This is a genomic window from Pelomonas candidula, assembly GCF_043555985.1.
GTDB classification, from domain to species: Bacteria; Pseudomonadota; Gammaproteobacteria; order Burkholderiales; family Burkholderiaceae_C; genus Pelomonas; species Pelomonas candidula.
The window spans coordinates 423375-436698 of record NZ_JBIGIC010000003.1 but is presented as its reverse complement, the minus strand read 5'-3'; the positions used below and the strand labels follow the sequence as shown (position 1 = coordinate 436698).

General features: G+C 70.2%; 10 protein-coding genes and 1 pseudogene. 7 read left to right on the top strand and 4 right to left on the bottom strand.

The window, feature by feature from the left end:
• Positions 1–75: 75 nt before the first annotated feature.
• From ACG04R_RS08230 to ACG04R_RS08215, 4 genes are all read left to right on the top strand, one after another.
• A complete protein-coding gene (locus ACG04R_RS08230; RefSeq protein ID WP_394407943.1) occupies positions 76–1626 on the top strand; it encodes a peptide MFS transporter in 1551 nt (516 codons plus the stop codon).
• A gap of 171 nt (positions 1627–1797) precedes the next feature.
• The gene (locus ACG04R_RS08225; protein WP_394407940.1) at positions 1798–2991 is read left to right on the top strand and encodes an efflux RND transporter periplasmic adaptor subunit; all 1194 of its coding nucleotides are present in this window, start codon (positions 1798–1800) and stop codon (positions 2989–2991) included.
• Positions 2992–3009: 18 nt separating this feature from the next.
• A complete protein-coding gene (locus ACG04R_RS08220; protein WP_394407936.1) occupies positions 3010–6288 on the top strand; it encodes an efflux RND transporter permease subunit in 3279 nt (1092 codons plus the stop codon).
• Positions 6288–7688, top strand: a complete 1401-nt coding sequence (locus tag ACG04R_RS08215) for an efflux transporter outer membrane subunit (protein ID WP_394407934.1) — start codon at positions 6288–6290, stop codon at positions 7686–7688. The genes ACG04R_RS08220 and ACG04R_RS08215 overlap by 1 nt, the downstream gene beginning before the upstream one ends.
• 25 nt (positions 7689–7713) lie before the next feature.
• Here ACG04R_RS08215 and ACG04R_RS08210 read toward each other — a convergent pair whose 3' ends face one another.
• The gene (locus tag ACG04R_RS08210; RefSeq protein ID WP_394407931.1) at positions 7714–8157 is read right to left on the bottom strand and encodes a hypothetical protein; all 444 of its coding nucleotides are present in this window, start codon (positions 8155–8157) and stop codon (positions 7714–7716) included.
• A gap of 5 nt (positions 8158–8162) precedes the next feature.
• Entirely contained in the window at positions 8163–8654 is a 492-nt protein-coding gene (locus tag ACG04R_RS08205) for a lipocalin family protein (RefSeq protein ID WP_394407928.1), read from the bottom strand.
• 170 nt (positions 8655–8824) lie between these two features.
• Between ACG04R_RS08205 and ACG04R_RS08200 the strand changes: the two genes are divergently transcribed.
• The 3 genes and pseudogenes from ACG04R_RS08200 to ACG04R_RS08190 form a co-directional block, all read left to right on the top strand.
• Entirely contained in the window at positions 8825–9883 is a 1059-nt protein-coding gene (locus ACG04R_RS08200) for a sensor histidine kinase (protein WP_394407925.1), read from the top strand.
• A complete protein-coding gene (locus ACG04R_RS08195; protein ID WP_394407922.1) occupies positions 9871–10563 on the top strand; it encodes a LytR/AlgR family response regulator transcription factor in 693 nt (230 codons plus the stop codon). Before ACG04R_RS08200 ends, ACG04R_RS08195 begins: the two co-directional genes overlap by 13 nt.
• 60 nt (positions 10564–10623) lie before the next feature.
• Positions 10624–11691: pseudogene (locus ACG04R_RS08190) on the top strand (acyltransferase family protein); the annotation flags it as partial.
• Positions 11692–11747: 56 nt separating this feature from the next.
• Here the strand turns inward: ACG04R_RS08190 and ACG04R_RS28650 are convergent.
• Together ACG04R_RS28650 and ACG04R_RS08185 are read right to left on the bottom strand one after the other, a co-directional pair.
• Positions 11748–12260: a DUF7482 domain-containing protein gene (locus ACG04R_RS28650; RefSeq protein ID WP_419964741.1), complete on the bottom strand. Its 513-nt coding sequence runs from the start codon at positions 12258–12260 to the stop codon at positions 11748–11750.
• A 58-nt stretch (positions 12261–12318) separates the two neighbouring features.
• Positions 12319–13119 (bottom strand): class II glutamine amidotransferase, encoded by an 801-nt coding sequence (locus ACG04R_RS08185; RefSeq protein ID WP_394407916.1) that lies wholly within the window; start codon positions 13117–13119, stop codon positions 12319–12321.
• Positions 13120–13324 lie beyond the last annotated feature (205 nt).

The following is a 13324-nucleotide window of genomic DNA, read 5'->3' as shown; positions in this document are numbered from 1 at the left end:
CGGGACAATCCCGCCCCGTGCCGCGGGTTACCGCCCGCCTCGCCCGCCCTACCGGGCCCACCTGGAACGAACGACGTGACTCACCCCTCTCCCGTGGCCGACCGCGCCACGCCGGCCACCATCCTCGGCCAGCCCAACCAGCTCTTCGTCCTCTTCTTCACGGAGATGTGGGAGCGCTTCTCCTACTACGGCATGCGCGGGCTGCTCGTGCTGTTCCTCGTGTCCGAGGTCGCCAAGGGCGGCTGGGGCTGGAGCCGCGCCGATGCGACGACGCTGTACGGCTGGTACACGGGCCTGGCCTACCTGCTGCCCGTGCTGGGCGGCTACCTGGCGGACCGCTATCTCGGCACGCGCCGCGCGGTCGTCATCGGCGGCTTCGTCATCGCGGCCGGCCACATCTCGATGTTCCTGAACACGGTGCCAAGCTTCTACATCGGCCTGGCGCTGGTCGTCGTGGGCACCGGCCTGTTCAAGCCCAACGTGTCGGCCGTCGTCGGCCAGCTCTACGGCCCCACCGAAGACAACGCCCGTGACGGCGGCTACACGCTGTTCTACATGGGCGTGAATGCCGGCGCCTTCTTCGGCATCCTGCTGTGTGGCTACATCGGCGAGAAGGTGTCCTGGCACCTCGGCTTCGGTCTGGCCGGCCTGTTCATGATCCTCGGCGCGCTGCAGTTCTACTTCAGCCAGGCGCTGTTCGGCGACATCGGCGCGCCGCCCAGCGCCGCGGACCGTGCCAAGGCCGACGCTGCAGTGGCCGACGAGGGCCCGGCCCACGTCGTCGCCGACCGCCTGAAGGCCATCGTCGTCTTCTCGTTCTTCACGATCTTCTTCTGGTTCGCCTTCGAGCAGGCCGGTGGCTCGATGACCATCTTCGCGGCCGACTACACCGACCGCTCGCTGGTCGGCACCAGCGGCTTCATCTTCAAGGTCGTCAACTCGCTGATGACCGTCGGCCCCGCCGTGCTGCTGACCTGGCTGCTGTGGAAGCTCAACCGCAGCACCGGCAGCCGCTACCTGCTGGCCAACGGCCTGCTCGCGCTGGCCTTCGCCGTCATCTGGGGCCTGGTCATCTGGATGCTGGGCCGCGAGTTCGCGCTGGACCAGTCGGAGGTGCCGGCCAGCTGGTTCGGCGTGCTGAACTCGTTCTTCCTCGTCATCCTGGCGCCGATGTTCTCCAAGATGTGGGAGAGGCACTGGAACCCGCCCGGCCCCGTCAAGTTCGGCGTCGGCCTGGTGCTGCTGGGCCTGGGCTTCGCCGCGCTGTCCTACGGCTCGGCCGGCATCCCGCAGGGCGCCAAGACGGCCCAGGTCAGCATGGTCTACCTGTCGCTGGCCTACCTGCTGCACACGATGGGCGAGCTGTGCCTGTCGCCGGTGGGCCTGTCCTACATCTCCAAGCTGGCCCCGGCGCGCCTGCTGGGCCTGATGTTCGGCGTGTGGTTCCTGAACACGGCCATCGCCAACAAGCTGGCCGGCTTCAGCGGCTCGTACATCGACGACATCTCGACGCACTACTCGATGTCGGTCTTCTTCCTGATCTTCACGGCCATCCCCATCGGGGCCGGCATCGTGCTGATGCTGCTGACCCCCTGGATGAAGAAAAAGATGCACGGCGTTCACTGAACCCGGCCGTAACCGACCCAAAAGCCGCCGCGCTCCCAGCCCGGCGGCTTTTTTGTCCACAGTTCCGGGCTGTTGACAAGACATGTCAGCAGCCAAAAGGTCTTTCAGGTTCGGGGTTACAGGGCTGGGTGTGATTTGCTTACAGTCGCCGGCTTGCATCCGGAGCCCCCCATGACGAAGAACAGCCTGGCGCTGCCCCTGACCTCCCTCCTTGCCGTCCTGCTCGCCGCCTGTGGCCAGCAGCAGGGCGGCCCCGGTGGCCACGCCGGTGGCCCGCCGCCCGTTTCCGTCGCGCCGGCCACGCAGCGCGAGGTCCAGGAGTTCGACGAATTCACCGCCCGCCTGGAGGCGCCTGACACCGTCGACGTGCGCGCCCGCGTGGCCGGCACCGTCGAGGCGGTACGCTTCAAGGAAGGTCAACTGGTCAAGAAGGGCGACCCGTTGTTCAGCATCGACGCCCGCGCGTTCAAGGCCGACGTCGCCCGCGCCGAGGCGCAGATTGCCGCCGCCAAGACGCAGGCCGAGCTGGCCAGGGCCGATCTGGCCCGCTCCGAGAAGCTGGTCGCCGTCAACGCCGTCAGCCAGCAGGAGATCGACCAGCTGCGCGCCGCGCTGCGCTCCGCCGAGGCCAACCAGAAGTCCGCCGAGGCCGCGCTGGTGCAGGCCAAGCTGAACGTCGAGTACGCCAACGTGACGGCGCCGGTGTCGGGCCGCACGTCGCGCGCCAATGTGACGCCCGGCAACCTGGTCGGTGTCGGCGATGCGGTGCTGACGACGCTCGTCTCCAACGACAAGGTCTATGCCTACTTCGACGCCAGCGAGGCGACCTTCCTGAAGTACATGCACTCGGCCAAGCCGGTCTCCACCGTCGTGCAGATGGGCCTGTCCAACGAGCAGGGCTTCCCGCACACCGGCAAGCTGGACTTCGTCGACAACCGCCTGAACCCGGCCACCGCGTCCATCCGCGCGCGCGCCGTGTTCGACAACAAGGGCGGCCAGTTCACGCCGGGCCTGTACGCCCGCGTCAAGCTGGGCGGCAGCGCCACCTACCAGGGCGTCGTCGTGCCCGACCGCGCGATCACGACCGACCAGACGCACAAGATCATCCTCATCGTCGGCCCCAACAACATCGTGCAGCCGCGCCCCGTCACGCCGGGCGCGCTGATCGACGGCATGCGCGTCGTCGAGGGCGTCAAGCCGGGCGAACTGGTCATCGTCGACGGCCTGCTGCGCGCCTTCCCCGGCGCGCCGGTCACACCGCAGGTGCTGAAGGTGGACGACAAGGGCATGCCGATCCCGGCCGCGCCTGCGGGCCAGCAGGGCGCCGCGCCCGCCCCGGCCCCGGCTTCTGCCGCCTCGAAGTAAGCAAAGGCGGCACCAGCCATGGACATCTCACGCTTCTTCATCGACCGGCCGCGCTTTGCGACCGTGTTGTCCCTCTTCATCTTCCTGATCGGCGCGCTCTCCATCCCGTTGCTGCCGATCTCGGAATACCCCGAGGTCGCGCCGCCGCAGGTCGTCGTGCGCGCCCAATACCCCGGCGCCAACCCGCGCGTGATCTCCGAGACCGTGGCCACGCCGCTGGAGGAGCAGATCAACGGCCTGGAGAACGTGCTCTATTTCGAGAGCCAGGCCACCGGCGACGGCAGCATGGCGCTGACGGTCACGTTCAAGATCGGCACGCACCCCGAGGCCGCCGAGACGGCGGTGCAGAACCGCATCAACCGCGCGCTGCCGCGCCTGCCCGACATCGTGCGCCAGATCGGCGTGACGACGGAGAAGGCCGCGTCCAACCTGACGATGGTGGTCCACCTCGTCAGCCCGGACAACTCGCGTGATGCGCTGTACCTGCGCAACTACGGCACGCTGAACGTGCGCGACGACCTGCTGCGCGTGCCCGGCATGGGCTCGGTGCTGAGCTTCGGCGCGGGCGACTACGCGATGCGGATCTGGATGGACCCGCAGAAGCTGGCCGCGCGCAACATGACCGCGTCGGACGTGGTGGGCGCCATCCGTGAGCAGAACACGCAGGTCGCGGCCGGCGTGGTCGGCGCGTCGCCGGCCCCGAAGGGCACCGATTTCCAGCTCGCCATCAACGCGCAGGGGCGCCTGGCCACCGAGGAGGAGTTCGGCAACATCATCATCCGCACCGAGCCCAAGACCGGCGCCCTGGTGCGCGTGAAGGACATCGGCCGCGTCGAGATCAGCGCCAACACCTACGCGCTGCGCAGCCTGCTGAACAACAAGGAAGCTGCGGCCATCGCCATCTTCCAGGCGCCCGGCTCCAACGCGCTGGCCATCTCCGACAACGTCCGCAAGACGATGGAGCGCCTCAAGCCCAGCTTCCCCAAGGGCGTGGACTACGCCATCGTCTACGACCCGACGCGCTTCGTGCAGAGCTCCATCGAGAAGGTGGTGCACACGCTGTTCGAGGCCATCGCGCTGGTCGTGCTGGTCGTCATCATCTTCCTGCAGACCTGGCGCGCATCCATCATTCCGCTGGTGGCCGTGCCGGTGTCCATCGTCGGCACGTTCGCCGTGCTGTTGGCGCTGGGCTTCTCCATCAACACGCTGACGCTGTTCGGCCTCGTGCTGGCCATCGGCATCGTGGTGGACGACGCCATCGTGGTCGTCGAGAACGTCGAGCGCAACATCCAGGACGGCCTCACGCCGCACAACGCGACGATCAAGGCGATGCAGGAGGTCTCGGGGCCCATCATTGCCATCGCGCTGGTGCTGTGCGCGGTGTTCATCCCGCTGACGCTGGTGCCGGGCCTGTCGGGCCAGTTCTACAAGCAGTTCGCCGTCACGATCGCGATCTCGACGGTGATCTCGGCGTTCAACTCGCTGACGCTGTCGCCCGCGCTCGCCGCCATCCTGCTGCGCCCGCATGACGCGCCCAAGGACGCGCTGATGCGCGGCATGGACAAGCTGTTCGGCGGCTTCTTCCACTGGTTCAACCGCTTCTTCCGCCGCCGCTCGGAGGACTACGGCCGCGGCGTGACGGGCATCCTGCGGCGCAAGTCGCTGGCGCTGATCGTCTACGCGCTGCTGCTGGGCGCCACGGCGCTCGTGTTCACTCGCCTGCCCAGCGGCTTCGTGCCGGCGCCGGACAAGCAGTACCTGATCGGCGTGGCCCAGCTGCCCGCCGGCTCCAGCCTGGACCGCACCGAGGAAGTCATCCGCCAGATGAGCGCCATCGCGCTGAAGGTGCCGGGCATCCAGGACTCGGTGGCCTTCCCCGGCCTGTCGGTCGCCGGCTTCTCGGCGTCGCCGAACGAAGGCATCGTGTTCTTCGGCCTGGAAGACTTCGACAAGCGCACCTCGCGCGAGAAGAGCAAGGAGGCCATCCTCGGCCAGGTCAACGGCGCCATCCAGCAGATCCAGGGCGCGCGCATGTTCGTCGTGCCGCCGCCGCCCGTGGACGGTCTGGGCATCGCTGGTGGCTTCAAGGTGCAGGTGCAGGACCGCAGCAGCCAGGGTGAGCAGGCCTTGTACGGCGCGGCCTGGGGCACGCTGGGCCAGGTCTACGGCAACCCCGGCACCTCCATCGGCACGCCGTACTCCAACTACGACATCAACGTGCCGCAGCTGTTCGCCAACGTGGACCGCGTGAAGGCCAAGCAGATGGGCGTGCCGCTGGGCTCCATCTACGATACGCTGCAGATCAACCTCGGCTCGCTGTACGTCAACGACTTCACCAAGTTCGGCAAGACCTACCAGGTCATCGTGCAGGCCGACGCGCCGTTCCGCGCCAAGGCCGACGACGTCGTGCAGCTCAAGACCCGCAACGACGCCGGCCAGATGGTGCCGCTGGGCTCGCTGATGAGCGTGGAGCCGACCTTCGGCCCGACGCGTGTCACGCGCTACAACGGCTTCCCGTCGGCCGACATCAACGGCGCGCCCAAGCCCGGCTTCTCGTCGGGCCAGGCCGAGGCCGAGATCGAGTCGCTGCTGAAGAACCTGCCGCGTGGCTTCGGCTACGAGTTCACCGACCTGGCCTACCAGGACCGCCTGACGCGCAACGTCACGGTGCCGGTGCTCAACGTGCAGGTGCCGACGCTGGCCGCCGTGCTGGCCTTCTCGGTGCTGCTGGTCGTGCTGGTGCTCGCCGCGCAGTACGAGAGCTGGAGCCTGCCGCTGGCCATCATCCTGATCGTGCCGATGTGCATCCTGTCGGCGCTGTTCGGCGTGTGGATCTCGCACTTCCCGCCGTTCATGCAGTCGGGTGATCTGAACATCTTCACGCAGGTGGCGCTGGTCGTGCTGGTCGGGCTGGCTTGCAAGAACGCCATCCTGATCGTCGAGTTCGCCAAGGAGCTCGAGGAGCATGGCAAGTCGGTCTTCGATGCCGTCATCGAGGCCTGCCGCCTGCGGCTGCGCCCCATCCTGATGACGTCCATCGCCTTCTGCGCCGGCGTCATCCCGCTGATCCTGGGCTCCGGCGCGGGTAGCGAGATGCGCCGCGCGATGGGCATCGCCGTGTTCGCCGGCATGCTGGGCGTGACCTTCTTCGGCATCTTCCTGACGCCGGTGTTCTACAGCCTGCTGCGCAAGGGCACCGAGAAGCGCCGCGCTCGCGCCGCCGCGCTGCGCGCGCAGGTTGACGCTTCGGCGCACGCCTTCCACCCCGGCATCGACGACGAAAAGGAGGGCCACTGATGCTCGCCCGCCTCACCCCCCTCGCTGCAGCCGCCGTGCTGCTGGCCGGTTGCGCCGCGCCGGGCCTGTCGTCCGGCCCGGCCAACCTCGCCCCCGCCACGTTCGCCCAGCTGCCGCCGGCCAACCCCGGCGCCGCGACGATGACGGCCGCCTTCGTCGACAGCGCGCAGCTGCAGCGCGTCGTCGACGACGTGCTGGCCAACAACCGTGACCTGCGCGGTGCCGCGGCCCGCCTCAAGCAGGCCGAGGCGCTGGCCGACGCGGCCGGCGCGCGCCGCCTGCCTTCCGTGGGCGCCGGTGCCAGCGCCAGCCGCCAGCGCGCGCCCAACGACTTAGGTCAGTTCAATAATTTCAACAGCTACGGCGTCAACGCCACGGCCAGTTGGGAGGTCGACCTGTGGGGGCGCGTATCGGCCACCGCGCAGGCCGCCGGCTACGACGCCGAAAGCGCAGCGCTGGACCGCGACGCCGCCCAGCTCAGCCTGGCCGGCACCGCGCTCAACCTGCAGGCCCAGCTGATCGGCCTGGGCCATCGGCTGGCCCTCGCCAAGGAAACGCTGGTCGTGCAGAACCAGCTGCTGGACCTCGTGAAGGCCCGCGTCGGCGCCGGCCGCGGCACGGCGCTGGACCAGGCCCGTGCCGAGGCCCTCGTTGCGCAGACGTCAGCCAGCGTCCCCGCGCTGCGCAACGCCGCCTGCCTCGTGCGCCTGCAACTCGACGTGCTGCGCGGCCAGCCGCCGGCCGACTGCGACAAGGCCGACAGCGACCCGCTGCCCGCCATGCCCGAGCCGAAGCTCATCAGCCTCGGCACGCTGCCCGACCCGGCGGCGCTGCTGGCGCAGCGCCCCGACGTGAAGGCCGCTGCCGTGCGCGCGCAGGCCGCCGCGTCGCGCGCCCACGTCGCCTGGGCCGCGCGCTGGCCCACGCTGGGCCTGACGGGCCAGATCGGCTGGAGCGCCGGCAGCACCGGCAACCTGTTCAAGAGCGCCACGCAGATCCACAGCATCGCCGCCGCGCTGAACTGGCAGTTCCTGGACTTCGGCGCCCGCAAGGCCGAGGAGACCGCCGCCCGCGCCGGCTTCGACGCTGCCGTGGCGGCCGCCGAACAGGCCCAGCTGACGGCGTTGCAGGACGCGCAGGGCAGCCTGTCCACGCTGCGCGAGACCGAGCTGCAGGCCACGCAGCAGGCCACCGCCGCCGAGGCGACGACCCGCGCCCGCGACCTCGCGCTGAAGCGCTACGAAGCCGGCGTGACCGACTTCTACGTGCTGCTCAGCGCCGAGCAGGACCGCCTGGCCGCGCAGGACGCGCTGATCCAGGTGCAGACCAGCCGCGCTACGGCGCTGCTGGCCGTGCACAAGGCGTTTGCGGCCAGGCTGACGGCGTCGAGTAAGCCATGACGAAGCCGCCCTCGGGCGGCTTCGATCAGAGGTTCTCCAGCAGGCGGCGTGCCTGCCACGTTTGCCATTGTTGCCGGGCCAGTGCCACGGCCATGAGCCCGCAGGCACCCAACGCCAGATCCGCCAAGGTGCGGCCCGGGGCGGCCGTCGGGCGCATGGCGAAGATGAAGGCCGTCACGACGGCCATCCGCAGCGCGTCGACGCCGTCGAGCTGGCCTCGGATGCTGATCTCATGGGTGGCCAGGTTCTTCCAGCCCCGCAGTGTCTGCCAGTGGCCCGCCCTCGTGAGCACGGCCGCGATCGGGTCACCCGCTTCCAGCCGTGGGTGGCCAGGCAGCTGTACGGACAGGCAGCGCCGGCCGTCGGTGGTCTCGAACGAGAAGTTCGTGACACTGGTCTTGGAAAGCGCGCCTCGCCTCACATCGAAGACGCGTTGCAAACGGAGGTGTTCGACGTGCATGGCGGCCATGCGCGTCAGTCCAGCGGCTGCGTCTGCGGCGTGCGCCGGAAGGCCGTCTTGTCGAAGCCCAGCGCGGCGGCGCGCTCCAGCAGCGCCTGCAGCGTGGCCTCGTCCATCTGCGGCGTGCGCGACAGCACCCAGGCGTACTGGCGGCTGGGTGCGCCGACGAGCACGTGGCGGTAGTCCGGGTCCAGCGCCAGCACCCAGTAGTCGCCATAGAACGGCCAGAAGAAGGTCACGCGCAGCCGCGCGTTGCCGCTGCCCGGCACCACCTTGGCGTGGCCCTTGATGTCGTCCACGCGGCCATCGGCCATGCGGCAGCGGTTGATGACCTCGACGCGCTCGCCGTCCAGCCGGTAGCGGGCCTGCGTGTCGGCCACGCACTGCTTCTGGAAGCGGTTGGGCAGCAGCGCGATCTCGTACCAGGCGCCGGCGTAGCGGGCCAGGTCCACCTCGGCCACGGTGGGCAGCGGGGCCGGTTCGGCAGCCATGGCGGGAGTCGACATGGCCAGGGTGGCAAGCAGGAGCGTCAGCAAGATTCGCATGGACGGATTCTGGCGCCACCACCATGTCGCCGGCTGTGCCGAGCCCGGAAGCCCGCGCCGGCCGGGGCGAATGGCGGGCTGCCCGGGGTGAATGGCGCCGGCCGCGGCGCCGCCAGCGGGCACACTGCGGCATGCCCATCCTGCCGCCCCGCTGGCGCCTGCCCTATGTCGCACTGCTGACCGTCATCGCGCTGCTGCTGAGCGTGTCGGCGCTGCAGCATTACGACGGCACGCGGCCATGGGAGCCGTTCCTGTGGGAGTTCAGCTCGGTGGCCGTCATCGGCACGCTGGCGCTGGGCGTGCATGCGCTGGTCGGCCGGCTGCAAGGCCTGGCGTGGCCACGCCAGCTGTTCGCGCATGCGCTGGGACTGCCGGCGTTCAGCGTGCTGCACATCGCCGGCATGTGCGGCCTGCGGCTGGCGGTCTACACGCTGGCGGGCTCGGGCTACGACCCGGACGACGTCGGCACGCTGCTGGTCTTTGAGGGCGGCAAGGACGCGGTCAGCTACATCAGCTTCTGCCTGATCTCGCGCGGCGTCTGGATGGCCCGTGCCGCGGCGGCGCGTGCGCAGGAGCTGGAGCGCGCCCGCCGCGACCTGGCCGAGGTGCGGCTCGCGCGCCTCGCGGACCAGGTGCAGCCGCATTTCCTGTTCAACACGCTGAACCTCATCTCCTCCGTCATGTACGAGGACGTGCCGCGTGCCGACCGGCTGCTGTGCCAGCTCGCCGACCTGCTGCGCCAGACGCTGGCGGCCCAGCAGCGCGTGGAGCACACGGTGCGCGAGGAGCTGGCGCTGGTCGAGCCCTTTCTCGCGCTGATGCAGGCGCGCTTCGGGCCGCAGCGGCTGGTCGTGCAGATCGCCGCGGACGAGGCGGCGCGCGAATGCCGGCTGCCGGCGCTGCTGCTGCTCGCGCCGGTGGAAAACGCCGTCAAGCACGACGTGGCCCGCCACCTCGGCCGTGTGACCGTCGTCGTCGCGGCGACGCGTGAGGGCGACCGCCTGCGCCTGCGCGTCAGCAACCACGGTGATGCGCCGGTGCCCGAGTCCCCGCCCGACCCCGACGGCGGCCTGGGCCTGCGCAATCTGCGAGAACGGCTGGACGCGCGCTATGGTGATGCGGCGCGCGTGGCCTTCGGCCCGGACGACGGTGGCATGACGTTGACCGTGGAGCTGCCATGCGCGTGCTGATCGTCGACGACGAGCCGGCCGCGCGCGCCAAGCTGCGCCGCCTGCTGGCGGCCGAGCCCGACGTGGCCGAGCTGCTGGACGCGCCCGACGCACCCTCCGCGCTGGCCCTCGTGCGCATGCTGGCCGCACCGCCCGACCTCGCGCTGCTGGACATCGAGATGCCGGGCGGCAACGGCGTGCAGCTGGCCGCGGCGCTGCGCGAGTCGGGCGTGCGCAGCGTGATCTTCTCGACGGCGCATGCCGAGCACGCGCTGCAGGCTTTCGAGCTGGCGGCGCTGGACTACCTGCTCAAGCCCTACACGGCCGAGCGCCTGTCGGCCGCGCTGGCTCGCGTGCGCGAGCGGCTGGCGCGCCCGCCTGCACCGGTGGGCGAGTGGTGGGTGGGCGGCGAACGCGTGCGGCTGGCCGATGTGCAGTGGATCTCGGCGGCGGACAACTACATCGAGCTGCACCTGCCGCCGCGCAGCCTGCTGGAGCGCGCCACGCTGGCCGATGCGCTGGCCCGCCCCGGCTGGGCCGCGCGTTTCCTGCGCGTGCACCGCAGCCACGCGGTCAACCCGGCGCACGTGCGGCGCATCGAGCGGCTGGGCGGTGGCGAGGCCCAGCTGACGCTGGCCTGCGGCGAGGTGTTGCGCGTGTCGCGCGGCTACCGCGACGTGCTGGACGCATTCGCCCCATAGGCGCCGCCGCTCGCCCCAGCCCGCTCGCGCCCGGCGCACCCGGCCGCGAAGCTGGCGGGCATGAACACCTCTTCGCGCCTCCCCTTCCTCGACGGCCTGCGCGTCGCCGCCTTCGCGCTGCTGATCCCGTACCACGTGGGCATGTACTACGTGAGCTGGGACTGGCACGTGAAAAGCCCCGCCGCCAGCGATGCGCTGGAACCCTTCATGGCGTTGAGCTACCCCTGGCGGCTCAGCCTGCTCTTCCTCGTTGCCGGCGCGGCCTGCCAGGGGCTGTTCGCGAAGCGCGGCGCCCTCGGCACGCTGAAGGACCGCTCGCTGCGCCTGCTGCTGCCGTTGCTGTTCGGCATGGCCGTCATCGTGACGCCGCAGGCCTACTTCGAGGTGCTGACCAAGGTGCCCGCGCAATTGCCCGGCGATGGTGGCTACCTGGACTTCTGGTGGGCCTATCTGCACGGCGGCCGGTACTGCCGCGGCACCGACTGCATGACCGTGCCGACGTGGAACCACCTGTGGTTCCTGCCCTACCTGTGGGTCTACGCCGTCACCGGCGCGGGGCTGGCCGCGCTGCGCCTGCGGCCGCGTGCCATCGAGCTGCCAGCCTGGGCCTGGCTGCTGCTGCCCGCCGTGCCGATGGCGCTGCTGCGCGTCTTCGTGCGGCCGCACTGGCCGGAGACACACGATCTCGTGCACGACCTCTACAACCATCTGCAGTACGGGCTCGTGTTCGCCATCGGCTGGGCCAGCCGCACGCCGCTGGCTCAAGGCCTGTGGCCGGCCACGCTGCGGCTGCGCTGGGCGGCCCTGGCGCTGTCCCTCGCCTTCTGGGTGCTGATGCTGTCCATCGTCCATGCCTACCGCGACCAGCCGTGGCCCGACGCCGCCGGCGTGGTCTACAGCACGGCGCGAGGCGCGCTCGGGTGGTGGGGCATTGCTGCCGCCTGCGGCTGGGCGCAGCGCGCGTTCCCGCGCGAATCGCCGTGGCTGCGCCAGGCCAGCGCCGCGGTGTTCTGCCTTTACATCCTGCACCAGAGCGTCATCGTGCTGCTGACACAGGCCCTGAAGCCGCTGGCGCTGCCCTGGGGCCTGGAGGCGGTGCTGCTGATCGTGCTGACCTTCTCGATCTGCAGCCTGGCCTACCTGGCCCTGCGCCGGGTGCAAGGGCTGGCGCTGCTGGTGGGGATTCAGCGCACGCCGCGCAGGGCCGCGCCGTCGACGCCGCGCGTGATGGGGCAGTTCACGACGATGCCGGTCACTTCCAGCGTCAGCGAGCCCTCGGACTCGGCGGCCAGCACCGCTTCCTCGGAGCGCAGCTCGCGCGGCGATGCGCCGGCCTTCCAGCGCGCCAGCACCAGCCGCCACAAGGGGCTGTAGTTGGGGTCGGGCCGATCGGCACCCGGCGCCGCCGGGCCGGAGGCAAACACGCTGATTTGCGAGCCGTCAGCGAACTTGTAGACCCGCTCGGTCAGTGAGGCGCGGCCGGCACCCAGCGCATCGGCCAGGCGAGGCACGTGGTTGACGCCGGCCTGGGCCGCCATGGCGTGGTCGGAGATGTCGGTGGTCACGTAGTCCACGCGGCGGCCGTCGACCCAGGCCTGCTGGCGCGGCAGCACCGTCTCGGCTGGACCGTAGATGGCGCATCCGGACAGCACCAGGAGGCAGGGCCAGGCGAAGCGGGTGAGCAGGGTCGGGGGCATCGAAGTCCGTCGGGGCGATGGCCAACCACCTTACAGCAGGCCGGCCAGGTCGGGGGACTCAAGCCGCGGCGCGCTCGGCGAGCCCTTCGCTCAGATAGACGCAGTTGCCGTCGGCGAACACGCGCACCTCGCCGGGCTGGAAGGCGGTCCAGGCCTCGTCGTGCGTCAGCGGCTCGGTGGCCACCAGCGTCATGCGGTCGCGCGGGCCGTTCAGCGTGGCGAGGTCGACGCTGAGGTCGCCGTCGCGCAGCCGCACATGGCCGAAGGGCGGCTGGCGGCGCAGCCAGTGCAGCCGGGTCGATGCGTGGGCCAGCATGGCGCGGCCGTCGGTCAGCAGCAGGTTGAAACGGCCGTGCTCGGCGATCTCGTGCAGCCACGGCGCCAGCGTGGCGGCCAGCTCGTGCCAGTCGGGCAGGCGGTTGCCGAAGTGCTGCTGCAGGCGCTGCATCAGCCAGCAGAAGGCGCGCTCGCTGTCGGTCTGGCCGGCCGGCGTGAACGCACCGGACAGCGCGGGGTGGAAGTCCTTCAGGTCGCCGTTGTGGGCGAAGACCCAGGTGCGGCCAGCCCAGTCGCGGCGAAACGGGTGGCAGTTCTCGACCGAGCGCACGCCCTGCGTGGCTTTGCGGATGTGGGCAATGATGTTGCGTGCCTGGACCGGATGGCGGCCGTAGTGCGAGGCCAGGTCGGACTCTGCGGCCGGCCGGTCCTCGACGATGACCTCGCAGCGCTCGCCCTCATGGAAGGCCAGACCCCAGCCGTCGACATGGTCCGCCGTGCGCCCGCCCCGGGCGGCAAAGCCGCTCAACGAGAAGTTGGCGGCGGCTGCCAGGTGGCTGTTGAGGGCGAAAAGCTCGCACATCGGCGTGGTGGTCAGTGGCGGTGGGGAGGGAACGCTGCCAGTCTGACGGGGGATGACAGAAACGCCAACGAATGTTCCGTCATGAGCTAATTCCAGCGTGCTTTGTGCACAAGGCGCACGGGGATCGGCCCCGCAATCCCTAACTTGACATGACGTTTTGTGGGCATGACGCGCGCCGGTAATTCGTTCACAAACACACCCAGCA

Bases quoted from the DNA above. Each gene is read 5' to 3' on its own strand.
- ACG04R_RS08205 (WP_394407928.1), bottom strand. From the start codon at position 8,654: ATGTCGACTCCCGCCATGGCTGCCGAACCGGCCCCGCTGCCCACCGTG.
- ACG04R_RS08225 (WP_394407940.1), top strand. From the start codon at position 1,798: ATGACGAAGAACAGCCTGGCGCTGCCCCTGACCTCCCTCCTTGCCGTC.
- ACG04R_RS08200 (WP_394407925.1), top strand. From the start codon at position 8,825: ATGCCCATCCTGCCGCCCCGCTGGCGCCTGCCCTATGTCGCACTGCTG.
- ACG04R_RS08195 (WP_394407922.1), top strand. From the start codon at position 9,871: ATGCGCGTGCTGATCGTCGACGACGAGCCGGCCGCGCGCGCCAAGCTG.
- ACG04R_RS08220 (WP_394407936.1), top strand. From the start codon at position 3,010: ATGGACATCTCACGCTTCTTCATCGACCGGCCGCGCTTTGCGACCGTG.
- ACG04R_RS08185 (WP_394407916.1), bottom strand. From the start codon at position 13,119: ATGTGCGAGCTTTTCGCCCTCAACAGCCACCTGGCAGCCGCCGCCAAC.
- ACG04R_RS08215 (WP_394407934.1), top strand. From the start codon at position 6,288: ATGCTCGCCCGCCTCACCCCCCTCGCTGCAGCCGCCGTGCTGCTGGCC.
- ACG04R_RS08210 (WP_394407931.1), bottom strand. From the start codon at position 8,157: ATGGCCGCCATGCACGTCGAACACCTCCGTTTGCAACGCGTCTTCGAT.
- ACG04R_RS28650 (WP_419964741.1), bottom strand. From the start codon at position 12,260: ATGCCCCCGACCCTGCTCACCCGCTTCGCCTGGCCCTGCCTCCTGGTG.